The sequence below is a fragment of the Aerococcus sp. NPDC058936 genome (genome assembly GCF_042741995.1).
Classification (GTDB): Bacteria; Bacillota; Bacilli; order Lactobacillales; family Aerococcaceae; genus Aerococcus.
In genome coordinates, this window is the sequence record NZ_JBHYKZ010000006.1 from 22,809 (window position 1) to 37,636 (window position 14,828).

Consider the following 14,828-nt stretch of genomic DNA (forward strand, 5'->3'; position numbering starts at 1 on the left):
CTAATATAAAGTAAAACACCACGTTATACTTGAAAGAAGAAAAATTCATGACCTATTTATTAATAGAACAATTTTTATGCAAACTTTGCGAGACAATTATTATTGGATGATTTCAGTGTGGAAACACCGTGTCATATGTTCAAGCATGATGTCCCCTAGATCAGTAAAGGTGGCAACGCCATTCGCATGGACTTTCGTTTGAAAACCATAAGCATCCGCCCCACTAACTGTATTGAAAACACAAATATCTGTGGCCACACCAACGACATGAACTGTATCAACGTCTTTATCCAGCAACAAGTCCGCCAAACCAGTATTAAAGAAACTATTGTAATTTTCTTTAGGCAGGTATGTGACCAATTCATTCTCTTTGTTAGCTTGGAACCAGTCCTGCAATTCACCATAGAGTGCTTGCCCTTCTGTCCCAACCACGTTATGAACTGGCCACAATTTAAAATGTGGGTCATCCATTTGATGGGCATCCATAGCCACGACTACATTATCACCTCGGCCAATAAAGTCTTCTGCCAAGGTTTTTATATAAGGTACGATGGCTTGACCTGGTTGGCCAACGGTTAATGATCCGTCTGGCGCTACAAAATCGTTACTCATATCTACAATGATTAATGCTTCTTTACCCATGATATCTGCCTCTCAATCGTTATGTGCACAAATTCTTTGAAAAATGAATGTGCATTTCTATACGCACTATTTATCTTTGTTTTATTTGTTTCTTAGCTCGGTAACGAATTCTTCTATTTTATTCATGGCAATCGTCAATTCTTTAATTGAGTAAGCATATGAAATACGTAAGAATCCTTCCCCACCTTCACCGAATGCAGAACCTGGCACAACAGCCAGTTGCTTCGCATCAAGGAGAGCTAAGGCAAATTCTTCACTGGTCATATCAAATTCACGAATGTCAGGGAAGGTATAGAACGCCCCGCGTGGCACGAAACAAGGTAGGCCCATATCCCGGAATCGGCCTAATAGGAAATTACGACGTTTTAAATAGTCCTTCCGCATCGCTTCTACATCATCATCACAGTCTTCTAAGGCAACAACTGACGCATATTGTGACACAGTTGGTGCAGCCATAATTGTGAATTGGTGAATTTTCAACATTTGTTCCACTAAAACTTCCGGTCCACATAGATAACCAATTCGCCAACCTGTCATTGAGAAGGCTTTAGCAAACCCGTTAATGTAGATTGTTCGTTCTTTCATCCCTTCAAATGAAGCGATTGACGTATATTTATCTTTGGCATACCAGATTTCAGAATAGATTTCGTCCGTTAATACATATAAATCATGTTTCTTAATCACATCAGCCAATTTTTCCAACTCTTCGCGTGTTGCCGCTGCCCCTGTTGGGTTGTTTGGATAGTTTAAGATAATCGCCTTTGTCTTGTCTGTAATTAATGCTTCAATATTTTCTGGCTGTAAAATGAAGTCGTGCTCACTTGGTAGCTTCACTGGTACCGGAATCCCGCCTGCAAGTGCAATCGATGGTGTGTACGATACATATGAAGGGTCCATACACAATACCTCATCACCTGGGTTAATTAACCCACGACAAGCAAGGTCAATGGCTTCAGAACCACCCACAGTGACAATCACTTCCGTATCTGGATCATACTTCAAATCATATTTACGGTCTACATATTTTGAAATTGCACGACGCAATTCAATTAAACCTGCATTGGCAGTATAATAAGTTTTACTTTTTCTAATGGCCCGAATCGCTTCTTCACGAATTGACCAAGGCGTTGGAAAGTCAGGCTCCCCTACACCAAGCGAAATCACGCCTTCGATTTCATTGGCAATGTCGAAAAAACGTCGGATACCAGATGGTTCCATGTCTATAACGGTTTTATTTTGAGATTTTGTCATTGTGAAATCACCATACGTCCGCCATCTTCTTTGATATCTTTATAGACAACCCCTTGTTCTTTATAGCGGTTCATTACAATATGGGTTGTTGTAGCGCTAACTTCATCGATAGCTGCTAATTTGGAGATAAATTTTGAGATATCAACCATAGTTAATCGTTTCGTCAATAATAGGAAATCATAAGTACCCGACATCAAGTATAAAGATTCTACTTGGTCATATTGGTAAATGGTTTCCGCAATATCTTGATAAGATACACCATGATGTAAATCAACATTTACTTCTACCATTGCTGATAACAAGTTATCATCGGCAACGTCCCAGTTGATCATTGTGTGGTAGCCGGCAATCACATTATCTTTTTCATAAGCAGCGATTTGCGCAACTACTTCTTCTTCGTTTGCTTCAATCATGTTAGCGATAGTTTTAGGTGCTAATCGAGCATCCTGAGCTAAGATTGCTAGCAATTCTTTTTTCTGTTCGATGTTCATTTTTTTCCCTCCAAAAACGACATAACTTGTAGACTTAAGCATACGTTTAAACTGAATTTTTGTCACTTAATTTGAATATTTTTAATAAAAAATTTTGATTTCACCCCGATTTCAAAGACACGTACTATTTTATTATATATGAAATAGAATATTTTTGTAGTGATAAGGCTAATAGCTCTTTTCACCAGATCATTAGCCTTCCTTCGCTTATGATGCTTTCCATATACCTTTGGTATAAAAATACAGAGTCTAGTAATTAAAAAACAAAACTCTCCAAAATTCCTTTAATGATGAAAATTCAGAAATACTCGTACCTAACGACATCCCCTCACATCCTAATGATATTATGCCTAGACAAGAATCATCGTCTTTCGCAATCTTTTTCTCCTTAAACAATTTTTATATCCTTGTTAAAAGTTTCCTAAAACCCTTTCCAATTAAAAATGATACAATGGAGTCACCGACAACTAGGACCTTCATGGCCATAATCAGTCTGTAGGAGGAAACAAATAATGGAAAAGTTTACAAAACGAATTTTATTAACTAGTGGTGTTTTAGCTTTAGGCCTTGCCGTAGCTACACCAAATAAATTAGCAGATAAGGTTGCTATTGACCCAATGTTTACATACGGGGAAACTTTAAATGAGCGCCAATATACTGAAACAAAAGAATTATTAGGTGTTGAAGATGGTGCGACTGAAATCGAAGTTGCAGTTGACGAATTAAACGACTTATTACAAGATAGCTACCCATACAACCAAGTATATTCTTCAGCTTATATTACACCAGCTGATAATAATGGTGGCGTAACAGTTGAAATCGAAACACCTGATACAATTACAGATATCACAGAAGCGCAATATGAGAATGCGGCTATTACTGCAGGTGCAGTTGACGTTGATATTAAGGTTGCATCTGCTGTTACAGTAGATGGTTCTGGTGCCTTAGCGGGTGTTTATAAAGCCTTTGAAGATGCTGGCTATTCATTAGATGATGATGCCCGTCAAGTGGCGCAAGACGAGTTAGCGGTAACTTCTTCAATTACGCAAGAAAACGAAGATACTGAAGGCTACTCTGATAGCGACATGAACGCTGCGATTGCGGATATTAAAGCACAAATTGCTGACTTGAAAGACCAAAATGGTGGCTCAATTTCAGTGGATGAAATTACTGTTATCGTAAATAATGTTGTGAATAACTACAACTTAGACGGCGTGATTTCTGAAGACAATATCCAAGCGATTATTAATCAAATGAAAAACTTCTCAAACCTTGAGTTAAGTGAAGAACAAAAAACACAATTATCTAACTTAGCAAGTTCATTATCTGACGCTGCAAGTAATGTGGCTGCTTCTGCTTCATCTGCAATTGAAAATGCAGATACTGAGCAATTAAAAGAAGATGCTGTAGGCATTTGGGACCGTATCTTATCCATTATTGATAACATCTTTGGTACTAACTTCTCAGATAGCAAGGAAAACAATAACGAATAGTCAATCAAACGCTTGCATAAGAAAACCATATTGTCTCCAAAACTACTTTTTTCTCAACAAAAAATAGTTTTGGAGACTTTTTTTATGAGGTGATCGCTACACTTACACTATACTACATAGACTGAAATAAACGTCAAGGTCTATAATAGCTGTATGAGGGAGGGATTGTAATGATCAAAGCTAATCCATTCAATTTTCGTATGAATAGTGATTATGTGAAAAGCATGGTCTATGGTGGTTTAGATGGCATAATAACAACTTTTGCAGTAGTTTCCGGCGTTACTGGCGGTGCCTTAGACTTTAAGATTGTAATTGTTCTAGGCTTCTCAAACTTGTTAGCGGATGGCCTTTCAATGGCTGTCGGTGATTACTTATCTTCTAAGTCAGAAAACGAATTTATCTCTAAAGAAATTGAACAACACCAATCTAATTTCAAATATGATTTTCAATCTGAGCAAAACGATTTCAAGGAATATTATATAAACAAAGGGCTTACAGAAACAGATGCTTCACTCATTTCAGAAACATTAGCTAAATATCCAGAAGTAATCGAACAAGAGCGTATAAACATGATATTTGGCGCCGCAGAAACAGAAGCGCATCCTATGTTTAATGCTTTAATTACTTTTTTCTCCTTTATTTTGTTTGGGTTTATTCCTTTGATTGCATATGTCTTTGCTTCTTTTTCAACATTTCTTATGGAGAATACTTTTATAGTTGCTGGTACTTTAACTGGACTTACGCTATTTATTTTAGGTGCAATCAAATCAAAGCTAACTTTAACTAACTGGGTCCGATCTGGTATGGAAATGTTATTAGTAGGAGGTGCAGCTGCACTAATTGCTTATATGATAGGTTTTATTTTGGGTAGTTAGTATTCTTTAAGATGAGATTACGTTTTGCCATTGTAAATAGACACAACACGCTTTTTCTATTAAATATAATCTCCAAGTAAGTGAGTATAAATAAAAAGCCAAGCAATCAAATAATGATTACTCGGCTTTTTTTCAAACGCTCATTTGCTGGCAATTCATTTTTATGAGTCAATCTGTTCGCTTTAAGATTGACCTATTAGTGATGTTTCTCAACCAATTCTGGATATAATTGGTTGATTTGTAATTGATCATTGATTAGTTTTGAACTTGGATCGATGGCTTCTTTTTGCTTAACGCCTTGACGCCAGTAAACAGCAAGTAATACCAAGGTAATGGCTGCCCCGCCCCAGTAAGATAAATTACTTAATCCTAGGTTAAAGCCAATTGGTTCACTTAATAGGTATACAACAACGGCATATAACATAAAGACCCCTGGCACTAGTGTGACGAAGTAATTTCTACCTTTTAGGAATAAGTAACGTGTTGTTACTAGTAAAGCTAATACCGCTGTAACTTGGTTGGCCCAGTTGAAATAGCGCCATAGCATGTTGAAGTCTACGAATGTTAGGAAGAACGAAATAACATAAATTGGTAAAGTAATCGTCATTATCTTTGGCAATGTGTCTTGTTTCATGTGAGTATAGTCTGCAATGATAATACGTAATGAACGGAAAGCAGATAGACCAGATGATAATGGAAGTACAATAACCCCAATAATGGCTAAAGTACCAAATACTGGCCCTAACAATTCTAGTGACACAGCGTTTACAACTGCTGAAGCTGTCCCTGCATCAATCATACCTGATAAAGTCTCTCCATCGAATAAGGCTAATGAAGCTGCCACCCAAATCATCGCAATAACCCCTTCAGCAATCATCATACCATAGAAAGTGAAGCGACCTTCGCGTTCATTTTCCATTGTACGAGATACCATTGGTGCTTGGGTTGCATGGAAACCTGACATCGCTCCGCAAGAAATAGTGAAGAAAATACCTGGGAAAATAGCCAAGCCTTTAGGATGAAAGTTTGCCATAGTAGCTGAAGACAATTCAATCATTGAGTGGTCTCCAAAGACTAATGTTAAACCGATTGCTAAAGTTGAAATGATGAGTATTGCACCAAACCAAGGATATACTTTCCCCATTGCTTGATCAATTGGTAAAACTGTTGAAATAATGTAGTAAATAAAAATAGCGATTATAATGATAATCAAAGCAACATTACCTGGCAACAAGCTTTGAATAAGCGCAGCAGGTGACGAAACGAATACAGTACCTACCAATAATAATAGTAAACAAGCAAATAAGTTTACGACGTGCATTGTCCCTTTGTTGATGTATTTACCGGCTAAGGCTGGTAATTGGGCCCCATTATTTCTAAGAGATACCATCCCCAACATGTAATCGTGAACCGCCCCAGCAAATATACAACCAAAAACAATCCACAAATAAGCGACCGGCCCATATAAAGCACCCATAATCGGTCCAAATACAGGTCCTGTACCAGCGATGTTTAATAATTCAATAATTGCGTTTTTCCATCTAGGCATTGGTACGAAGTCCATGCCATCTTGTAAAACCTCCGCTGGCGTTGTCCGTTCAGGATTTGGCTCAAAGTTTTTCTCGATATAGCGACCATAGGTGAAGTATCCTACAATTAAGGCGACAACACCCAATATAAATGTCCACATAAAAATTTCCTCCCTTTTTATCAATGAAAGCGTTACACCAGTATATTATCACGCTATACTGATGTACAAGTCAATTTTACTTGAAGGAAATCATTGCCACGCCATTTATTTGTACATTGCTGTTTTTATGAATATGAGAAAAAGAGTAATTTAAACGCTATGATACAAACCTTTTCATACCTCATTTTCATTTTCTCACTTGTCAGCTTCATGCTTCTCTTATATAAAAAACGCAATATACAGTACAAATTTGTATTCATCACTAATCCAAGTACTTATGTAGCTAAGGGTAAATAAAAAAGAGAGCTAGCTTACCATTCGCTACCTCTCCATAATATTTTTCCACATTGAATGTTTTAAAAATTATCCCGTAAATTTCTTAAATTTTTAAAAGCTGTGACATCTTCCGCTTGCATAAAAATGTTAATGATTTTTTCTCTACCAATAGTTGAAGGATAGGTAGGATGGTTTGCAGCATTTAAAACTTCTGCTTGCCCTAAGGCTTCAGCAATTACTTCATTTTCTGGAAATATTGAATGTGCGAATTTTAAATTGGTTAAGGTATACTCGTGTCCTGCAAATACAACGATGTCATCATCTAAACGGCTAAAAGTTTCTAAGGCATCAAAGGCTGCTTGGTAGTCGCCTGTGAAAACCCGGCCGCAACCGGCTGAAAACATGGCATCTCCTGAAAATAGGAAATGATTGTCTACAACATAAGCCAAATGCCCTTCTGTGTGGCCAGCTGACAGTAAAGCCGTTACAGTGTGCCCTAAAATGTCTACCTGGCTACCATCTTCTAAAATTGTCATATCGTCAAAACTTGGCACTTCATTTGGACCATAGATATTAGTTTCTGGGTAGGCCTGGATAATTTCCTCTACACCCCCAATATGATCGTCATGTTTGTGTGTTAATAAAATAGCAATTTTGCTAGGTTTTTCTACTTCAATATAAGATAAAACTTCTGCTGCTTCACCCGGGTCAACAATCACAACACTATTTGTATCTTCAATCATCCAAATATAATTATCTGCTAATGCATGTATCGGGAAAATATTCATACGTAAACTCCTCACTAATCCTTGTATACCTAACATAATCCATATAAAACCTAATCTTTCTCTTGCATCTTACCATATCATGCATACTAATCGCCATTTATCAAACTGAATCAAGTTTTATTTATGATATGGTTCCCCGTTTCATTTGTTTCTGCGGTTAGTCATACCTTTAAAATCATTACGGATACTCAATCAGCTCCACATCAGACTATCGTATTTTTAACTGTTCGAGTACAGGAATTCATTAATAATGGACATTTCTTTCACTCATTAAAAGAGTATATTTGCCAGCTTTGTAGATGTTTTCACAAGTGCAGGTTATAATGACTTCATCAAAAGGTGAAAGAAGGAAAGATAAATGTTGTTAGAAAATAAAGTAGCGATTATTACTGGAGCTGGCAGTGGTTTTGGCCGTGCAACTGCAGAATTATATACTAAAGAAGGCGCAAAAGTCGTCGTAGTGGATTATAATGAAGAAACAGCTAAACAAACGGCTGCTGGTATTCGAGAAGATGGTAGTGAGGCAGTCGCTGTAAAAGCGGATGTCAGCAACGAGTCAGATGTGAAACGCTTTATTCAAACGGCGATTGATACGTATGGACAAATCGATATCTTGTTTAATAATGCTGGAATTTATGCGCCAGGAACAGTGGAAGACACATCCATGGATGATTGGAACCGATCATTAAATGTTAATATCACGGCTTTATTTTTGGCAAGTAAGTACGCTATGCCTTATTTAAAAGAAACAAAGGGAAATATTATTAATACGGCTTCCGCAGGGGGTATTATTGGATTCCCTGACGCCATTTCGTATGCGACGACTAAAGGGGCTGTCATTTCATTCACTCGTGCGACGGCTGTTGATTATGCAGAAGCTGGCGTTCGTATCAATGCGATTTGTCCTGGGACTGGAGTCACTGGGATGACAAAAGATTTGTTAGAGATTGACGAAATTTACCAAGGTTTTGTTGCACCTATCCCTATGAAGCGACTAGGTGAAGCAAATGATGTGGCAAACGCTGCGTTATTCTTAGGCAGTAATCAAGCTTCTTACATTACGGGTCATGCTCTGCCAGTTGATGGCGGATGGACAATGTCTTAATATAATCTAAATATAGATAATACGGCTAGTAAAAGATTTTTTTCTTTTCTAGCCGTTTTTTTTATCATTTTTTTAATCGATACCCTTCCACTAATTTTTCTGCCCATTTAGAAAATTTGCTGAGCATTCTAGTGCGACTTTATAATTATTTTAAGTATAATTATAAATCAAAGAATAAAATAGAAGAACCAGTGTATCAGCGATTCATAAAGGAGCCCGGTATGGTAAAAACGCATCCCATGTGGAACAACTATCCTCACATTCAAAGCCTTTTACAAGAGTGCCTTGAATTAATTATAGAAAAAATAACGATTGAAAATAAGGACATTGAAAAAACTGTTACTGATTTGATAGAGCAACAAGGAAAATTACTGAGACCAGCTTATTTTTTTCTTTTTTCACAATTAGGCAACGCCCCTGAAGATACGCATAACAACATTATCGCTGCCGCTGCGTCTACTGAGGTCCTTCATCTCGCTACGCTTATTCATGACGACATCATAGACGATTCGAAAATGCGCCGCGGCATGGAAACGGTCCAATCCAAATATGGGAAAGATGTGGCTGTTTATACAGGTGATTTATTGCTCGCGGTATATTTTGATTTATTGGCGGATGCGACGGACTCAATCAAAATCATCAAATTAAACACACTATCGATGAAGCAAGTATTATTGGGTGAAATCAATCAAATGACAAATGTCTATAATACAGATATCACCTACGAAGACTATTTGAAAAGTATTAAAGGAAAAACAGCCCAGCTGTTTGAATTAAGTTGTTACGAAGGGGCTTATTTTGGACAATGCGACCCTGAGATTATTGAGCAAAGTCGGTCGATTGGTCAAAATATCGGAATCGCTTTTCAGATGCTAGATGACATTCTGGATTACACCCAATCCCCTGAAATTCTAGCAAAGCCTGTTTTGAATGATGTCAAACAAGGGATTTATACCCTTCCGCTCATTTTAGGCTTGGAAACAGACGAAGCCTTTCTCCCTCTGTTGAAAAAGGGTGAACACTTATCGGACAGTGATCTAGCCGCTTTAGTTACTTTACTGCACGACAATGAATGCATCGAACGCGCATACGCTATTGCAAATACATACATTGATAAAGCTTTAGCATCTATTGAGACGCTTCCCAGCCATCCTGAAAAAAAGGTATTGTATTCATTAACTAAAAAACTACTCACAAGAGAATTTTAAAAGGAGACCGTTATGACCCTCAAACAGTATGTCTTACTTTCTCAAATGGAATACGCCACAACCAGTTTTTTTCCTGGATTTATGGGCATCTTGTATGCCTGGTACAATTATGAAACTTTCCATCTAGGGTTCTCACTTTTAGGTTTACTTACCGTTGGTCTCTTTCAGCTGGCTATCAGTCTTCGCGATAATTACTTAGATTATTACGTCGCAGAGAATAAGCAGGCGGACTCTGCTCAAAAAATGATATTAGGTAAAGAAAAGATTCCTCTTAAAAATGTGCGGTCAGCTTATTATCTTACTGGTGCTATTGCCCTAATTATTGGATTATTCTTAGTTCTTCAAACATCTTTTTTCTTGTTATACATCCTCTTGGGAGGGATGTTGATTGGTGTTCTTTATACCTTTGGTCCTATTCCTATCTCAAGCACGCCATTCGGTGATTTCTTCATCGGGCTGGTATATGGCTTTGGGATTTTTACCGCCCTTTTTTATGTGAATGCATTTAACGTTATTTCATTTGATTGGCTGACCATCATTAAGCTCATCATTGCGTCCATCCCCACAGCGATTACGGTGATGTCCGTCTCACTCGCTAATAACATTTGTGATTTAGAAGAAGATATAGAAGATGGCCGCTTTACGCTGCCTTATCATATCGGCATAGATAAAGCGCTCGTTGTTTTTAAATCCCTTTATTATGCTGGTTATATCGCCATCATTTTATCGATTGTTTTTGGGACATTTCCAAGGTTTGTGACGTTGTCCTTGTTGACTTTCCCATACATTTCAAAGAACATCCGCATCTTTATGAATAAACAAGATAAAGAGACAACTTTTCTGACGACCATTTATAATTCTCTTGTCATTCCTATTCCACTCATTCTTACCTTCTTTATAGGCGCTTGGCTGGGTATTTGATGATTTCTTTGAAAATGTTTTAAAGTAAATAAAAACCAGTGATTGTCTGAAGAGTTTGCTTCTTCAGACAATCACTAGTTTTCTTGTTCATAAAGCATAATTTACAGATTTAAACATCCCTGGACATTCCTATCACTATTTATAACACATTTAAATATAAATCAAAGGATACTTCTACTTCTTTAGAAACGAGTTCTATAAAATCTCTATAATCCTCAGTTGAACAAGCCTTATCTAGTGCGTTGTAATAATCTAGGCGATTCTCAACACGTATAATCACAGGTGGGTAACCTGATTTCATCAACTCTAAATTTAATAATAATCTTGCAGTTCGTCCATTTCCGTCAATAAAAGGATGAATACCTACAAAAATAATGTGTAAAATCGACCTGCGAACGATTGGATGCATTTCCTGGGCTTCATTATCATAACATTCAATTAAGTGTTCCATTTGTTCTGAGATTTTTCAGGGTGGCGGCGGTGTATGACTGGCACCTGAAATAAAGACTTGCTGATCCCGATATATTCCTGCATATCGATCATTTATCACTTTTAACACCAACTGATGCAGGTTTTTAATTTGGCTTTGAGAAAAAGGATCTTGTTTACGAATAACCTCCTCAACGTAAAGGATGGCCTCTTGGTGATTCAGGACTTCTAAATGCTCTCGCATTGTTTTTCCGCCAACTGTTATCCCCTCAAGAACTATTTTCGTTTCATTCATCGTTAATGTATTGCCTTCAATAGCGTTGGAGTTATATGTACATTCTAAGAATAATTTTTCTCTTCAACTTTGTAAAGAATATTCAGGTCAAGGTGTATTAGCATCCAGCTGTTGCTTTTTTTTATCGATTTGATTAAACAATTATTTTCAGGCCCCCTTTAGTAAATAGTTTACTACTCAATATCTTTACAATCTATTAGTCGATTTAACTTTTCATACAATGTCTTTGTTGAAAAATCGGAATGAAATGGTCTCAACGAGTAGACTTCACTCTTTTACCTTACTTATGATATGACTTTCCGTATCGTTTGTCTCTGTGGTTTTTAATCAACGTAAAGTTATTTCACATATCTTTTTGATTAACAGTATATATTCCTTATCATACTACATAGATTCACTCACGTAATAGACCTTTTTACTGATTATCAATAGTATTAATTATTGAAACCATTATCAACATAGCATTTTCATCAAAATAGAATGTTTCTTTTGAATAGAACGATCCCCCTACATCTTCGCCCAAACTAATTGAATCAGGAGAAAAGAAGTAATCTCCATCCTTGTGCGGTTGAAAGTACTCTCTTAATATTTTAGTGGTATTCTTATCAATTGAAAGACAAAATTCTTTAGTGACTATACTAAACAAGTCTAAAATGTTTTTCTCCCATTCAGGTAAATAGTTTAATACATTAATTTCCTCTAGCTCTATACTGCTAATATATTTATCGTTTTTATCGTTCTTTCCTTTATTTTTTTCAAGATGATTCTTTTCAATTATCAACTCACATGTTATTTCACCGCTAACAATATCAATTTCTTTTGAGAAATTAGTTATTGGTAATGAAAAATGTTGTCCAAAATCTCTCAATACTTTCAAGAATTGACTCTCGTCCTTTTTTTCATATTCTTTTATTATCGTTTTTATATTCTCATTCTTAATTTGGGCACCAAAAGATTTCATATTGTCGACTAACTGTCTAGTAAATAAAATGTATTTATATATAAGATATTTATATTCAGCATATAGTATATTTAAAGTAATTTTATCATCGTACTTAGCACCTTCATTAAATGTATTAAGCTCCTCTAAAGACTTCATTACATTGAAGAAACAATCATAAATATTTGCATACTTTTGGAAATCTTCATTAAAATCTTTCAATAATTCATATTCTTCTTCAGTTATTTTCTGAGTAACTAACTTCTTTCTTAAGTTGTTTAACGTATACAAGGTTTCCCTCCTTAAAACTTGTTGTATTTTTTCACTTTCAACGTAGCTTTTAAATATACTGTCATTCTCGTAAAAACCTCATTTATTTATGATATGGCTCATTATTTTGTATTCTAAAGGCGCGATAAATTTGTTCTGTTAACACTAAGCGCATCAATTGGTGAGGTAAGGTCATTTTGCCAAAAGAAACGGCTTGATTTGCCCGCTGGTTGACTGCACTACTCGTACCTAAGGATCCACCAATCACAAAAACTAAAGTTGATTTCCCTCGGGTCATTTGACTCTGCATTGATTTAGCTAATTCTGGTGAGGACAGCATTTGTCCGTTAATTGCTAGCAGATAAACATAATCATCCGGTTTTATTTTATTCAAGATACGTTCACCTTCCGCATCCTTCACCATTTCATCTTCCGATTCACTAGCGTTTTCTTTTGTTGGTTCGTCTTTCACTTCAATAATTTCAATCTTTGTATAGCGCGAAAGGCGCTTGCTATACTCTTCAATGCCTTGTTTTAGGTATTTTTCTTTCAATTTACCAACTGAGATAATTTTAATTAACATGCAAAAATAACTCCTATCATGCAAATATTTCGTTATTAACTTTTTTATTTTTTATTCTACTAGATTTTTCTGCTAAAGTGTTTATAATTAATCGTATTTGAAAAATGAATCTTAAAATTTCTTAAAGTCATCAAATTTTATGGGAGGTTATCACAATTAATTTAATATATCGGGCACTGGATTATTTTCTAAAACCGGTGAGTCAATTATCTAGTGCCAAAAAGATTGCTTTGTCATTTGCTGTCGTCATCATCATAGGATCATTATTACTGAGTCTACCGATTAGCCAGACATCCACTTCAGATGCGACATACTTTGACCATCTATTTATTGCTGTTTCTGCGGTATGTGTAACTGGATTGTGGATTGAATCAATTTTTGATACCTACAATACCTTTGGTCAAGTTATCATGTTGATGTTAATCCAAATCGGTGGTTTGGGCTTAATGACCTTCATCTCGTTAATTTATTTTAGGATTGGCCAAAATGTTCGCATTCGTGATCAAGTTGCGGTATCTGGCGCTTTAAACAATAGTTCATTAAATAATATTTCTAACTGGCTACGTAGAATTTTTCACTATACATTCATTATTGAGTTTATTGGTGCTTTACTATTCGCCACTTATTTCATTCCTACATACGGTTTACAACGAGGTACTTTTCTAAGTATCTTTATGGCCATCTCTGCCTTCTGTAATGCTGGGTTTGACCCATTAGGAAATTCTTCTATGATAGGGTTACAGACACAGCCAGTGGTTAATTGGACCATTATTTCTCTTATCATTCTTGGAGGTATAGGATTTTCAGTTTGGTTTGATGTGGCTAACCAAATGAAGAAATTCGACCGAAATATACCAAAATCTGCTTTAAAAAAGGCGATCCGTCAATTGCGCCCACATACTAAATTGGCTTTAAAAATGACCATCCTAATTATTACATTAGGTACCTTTCTATTTCTCGCTTTTGAGTGGAACAATCCTGATACGATTGGAAAGATGTCTATTGGTAACAAATTCATGACTGCTGTTTTCCAAACGGTTACTATGCGTACTGCAGGATTTGCATCTATTGATTATACACTGGCACACCCTGTTAGTATATTGGTGTTCGTTGTTACCATGTTTATCGGTGGTAGCCCTGGTGGTACAGCTGGTGGTTTAAAAACAACAACATTTGCTTTAGTATTAATGCTAGCTATTGCAGAGATTAGACAAAAAGAATTTATCAACTTTGATAAACACACGATTCCAGCAAAACTATTACGTCAGGCATTTGTTATTTTCTTACTATATACCACTTTATTGATTGTCGGTTCTGGTTTAATCTTAACTTTTGATCCTCAAGTGGATTTCTTATATATACTATTTGAAACTATTTCTGCGTTTGCAACCGTTGGTGTAACAGCCAATTTAACACCAACGCTTTCTATGGCTAGCCACATTATTTTAATGGCATTAATGTTTATGGGACGGATTGGTCCAATGACTATGTTCCTTTCTTTATTACCAAGTAAACAAGATAAAAAACGTGATATTAAATATACAAGCACAAATATTTTAATAGGATAGGTG

15 protein-coding genes are annotated in these 14,828 nt (G+C 36.2%); 6 read left to right on the forward strand and 9 right to left on the reverse strand.

The window, feature by feature from the left end; all coding sequences use genetic code 11:
- Window positions 1-99 precede the first annotated feature (99 nt).
- From ACFW0C_RS05800 to ACFW0C_RS05810, 3 genes are all read right to left on the reverse strand, one after another.
- Window positions 100-642 carry a cysteine hydrolase family protein gene (locus ACFW0C_RS05800; RefSeq protein WP_378106164.1) on the reverse strand — a complete coding sequence of 181 codons (543 nt, stop codon included), beginning with the start codon at window positions 640-642 and terminating at the stop codon, window positions 100-102.
- Window positions 643-723: 81 nt separating this feature from the next.
- Window positions 724-1,893, reverse strand: coding sequence for a pyridoxal phosphate-dependent aminotransferase (locus ACFW0C_RS05805; RefSeq protein ID WP_378106165.1), 1,170 nt, complete (start codon window positions 1,891-1,893; stop codon window positions 724-726).
- Window positions 1,890-2,384, reverse strand: a complete 495-nt coding sequence (locus ACFW0C_RS05810) for an Lrp/AsnC family transcriptional regulator (RefSeq protein WP_016896378.1) — start codon at window positions 2,382-2,384, stop codon at window positions 1,890-1,892. The genes ACFW0C_RS05805 and ACFW0C_RS05810 overlap by 4 nt, the downstream gene beginning before the upstream one ends.
- 512 nt (window positions 2,385-2,896) lie before the next feature.
- Here ACFW0C_RS05810 and ACFW0C_RS05815 point away from each other — a divergent pair.
- The gene (locus ACFW0C_RS05815; protein WP_378106167.1) at window positions 2,897-3,877 is read left to right on the forward strand and encodes a DUF1002 domain-containing protein; all 981 of its coding nucleotides are present in this window, start codon (window positions 2,897-2,899) and stop codon (window positions 3,875-3,877) included.
- 170 nt (window positions 3,878-4,047) lie between these two features.
- Window positions 4,048-4,752: a VIT1/CCC1 transporter family protein gene (locus ACFW0C_RS05820; protein ID WP_378106168.1), complete on the forward strand. Its 705-nt coding sequence runs from the start codon at window positions 4,048-4,050 to the stop codon at window positions 4,750-4,752.
- Window positions 4,753-4,948: 196 nt separating this feature from the next.
- Here the strand turns inward: ACFW0C_RS05820 and ACFW0C_RS05825 are convergent, their stop codons facing one another.
- On the reverse strand, window positions 4,949-6,442 hold the full coding sequence (locus tag ACFW0C_RS05825; protein WP_378106170.1) for a carbon starvation protein A: 1,494 nt from the start codon (window positions 6,440-6,442) through the stop codon (window positions 4,949-4,951).
- Between the two features lie 356 nt (window positions 6,443-6,798).
- A complete protein-coding gene (gene gloB / locus ACFW0C_RS05830; RefSeq protein ID WP_378106171.1) occupies window positions 6,799-7,506 on the reverse strand; it encodes a hydroxyacylglutathione hydrolase in 708 nt (235 codons plus the stop codon).
- 358 nt (window positions 7,507-7,864) lie between these two features.
- Here gloB and ACFW0C_RS05835 point away from each other — a divergent pair, with 358 nt between their 5' ends.
- The 3 genes from ACFW0C_RS05835 to ACFW0C_RS05845 all read left to right on the forward strand — a co-directional run bounded on the left by ACFW0C_RS05835 (window position 7,865) and on the right by ACFW0C_RS05845 (window position 10,740).
- The gene (locus ACFW0C_RS05835) at window positions 7,865-8,611 is read left to right on the forward strand and encodes an SDR family NAD(P)-dependent oxidoreductase (RefSeq protein ID WP_378106172.1); all 747 of its coding nucleotides are present in this window, start codon (window positions 7,865-7,867) and stop codon (window positions 8,609-8,611) included.
- 221 nt (window positions 8,612-8,832) lie between these two features.
- Window positions 8,833-9,819: a polyprenyl synthetase family protein gene (locus tag ACFW0C_RS05840; protein ID WP_378106173.1), complete on the forward strand. Its 987-nt coding sequence runs from the start codon at window positions 8,833-8,835 to the stop codon at window positions 9,817-9,819.
- 12 nt (window positions 9,820-9,831) lie between these two features.
- Complete coding sequence (locus tag ACFW0C_RS05845) at window positions 9,832-10,740, forward strand: UbiA family prenyltransferase (protein ID WP_378106175.1); 909 nt, start codon at window positions 9,832-9,834, stop codon at window positions 10,738-10,740.
- Window positions 10,741-10,879: 139 nt separating this feature from the next.
- On the opposite strand, the gene ACFW0C_RS05850 is transcribed toward ACFW0C_RS05845, so the two are convergent.
- From ACFW0C_RS05850 to rlmH, 4 genes are all read right to left on the reverse strand, one after another.
- Window positions 10,880-11,191: a Fic family protein gene (locus ACFW0C_RS05850; RefSeq protein WP_378106176.1), complete on the reverse strand. Its 312-nt coding sequence runs from the start codon at window positions 11,189-11,191 to the stop codon at window positions 10,880-10,882.
- Window positions 11,192-11,206: 15 nt separating this feature from the next.
- The gene (locus tag ACFW0C_RS05855; protein WP_378106177.1) at window positions 11,207-11,464 is read right to left on the reverse strand and encodes a hypothetical protein; all 258 of its coding nucleotides are present in this window, start codon (window positions 11,462-11,464) and stop codon (window positions 11,207-11,209) included.
- Window positions 11,465-11,879: 415 nt separating this feature from the next.
- Window positions 11,880-12,695 carry a hypothetical protein gene (locus ACFW0C_RS05860; RefSeq protein WP_378106179.1) on the reverse strand — a complete coding sequence of 272 codons (816 nt, stop codon included), beginning with the start codon at window positions 12,693-12,695 and terminating at the stop codon, window positions 11,880-11,882.
- 82 nt (window positions 12,696-12,777) lie between these two features.
- Complete coding sequence (gene rlmH, locus ACFW0C_RS05865; protein WP_016896373.1) at window positions 12,778-13,257, reverse strand: 23S rRNA (pseudouridine(1915)-N(3))-methyltransferase RlmH; 480 nt, start codon at window positions 13,255-13,257, stop codon at window positions 12,778-12,780.
- 197 nt (window positions 13,258-13,454) lie between these two features.
- Between rlmH and ACFW0C_RS05870 the strand changes: the two genes are divergently transcribed.
- The gene (locus ACFW0C_RS05870; RefSeq protein ID WP_378106181.1) at window positions 13,455-14,825 is read left to right on the forward strand and encodes a TrkH family potassium uptake protein; all 1,371 of its coding nucleotides are present in this window, start codon (window positions 13,455-13,457) and stop codon (window positions 14,823-14,825) included.
- Window positions 14,826-14,828 lie beyond the last annotated feature (3 nt).

Coding starts and splice junctions, on each gene's coding strand:
- ACFW0C_RS05800 (WP_378106164.1), bottom strand. CDS start 642: ATGGGTAAAGAAGCATTAATCATTGTAGATATGAGTAACGATTTTGTA.
- ACFW0C_RS05805 (WP_378106165.1), bottom strand. CDS start 1,893: ATGACAAAATCTCAAAATAAAACCGTTATAGACATGGAACCATCTGGT.
- ACFW0C_RS05810 (WP_016896378.1), bottom strand. CDS start 2,384: ATGAACATCGAACAGAAAAAAGAATTGCTAGCAATCTTAGCTCAGGAT.
- ACFW0C_RS05815 (WP_378106167.1), top strand. CDS start 2,897: ATGGAAAAGTTTACAAAACGAATTTTATTAACTAGTGGTGTTTTAGCT.
- ACFW0C_RS05820 (WP_378106168.1), top strand. CDS start 4,048: ATGATCAAAGCTAATCCATTCAATTTTCGTATGAATAGTGATTATGTG.
- ACFW0C_RS05825 (WP_378106170.1), bottom strand. CDS start 6,442: ATGTGGACATTTATATTGGGTGTTGTCGCCTTAATTGTAGGATACTTC.
- gloB (WP_378106171.1), bottom strand. CDS start 7,506: ATGAATATTTTCCCGATACATGCATTAGCAGATAATTATATTTGGATG.
- ACFW0C_RS05835 (WP_378106172.1), top strand. CDS start 7,865: ATGTTGTTAGAAAATAAAGTAGCGATTATTACTGGAGCTGGCAGTGGT.
- ACFW0C_RS05840 (WP_378106173.1), top strand. CDS start 8,833: ATGGTAAAAACGCATCCCATGTGGAACAACTATCCTCACATTCAAAGC.
- ACFW0C_RS05845 (WP_378106175.1), top strand. CDS start 9,832: ATGACCCTCAAACAGTATGTCTTACTTTCTCAAATGGAATACGCCACA.
- ACFW0C_RS05850 (WP_378106176.1), bottom strand. CDS start 11,191: ATGGAACACTTAATTGAATGTTATGATAATGAAGCCCAGGAAATGCAT.
- ACFW0C_RS05855 (WP_378106177.1), bottom strand. CDS start 11,464: ATGAATGAAACGAAAATAGTTCTTGAGGGGATAACAGTTGGCGGAAAA.
- rlmH (WP_016896373.1), bottom strand. CDS start 13,257: ATGTTAATTAAAATTATCTCAGTTGGTAAATTGAAAGAAAAATACCTA.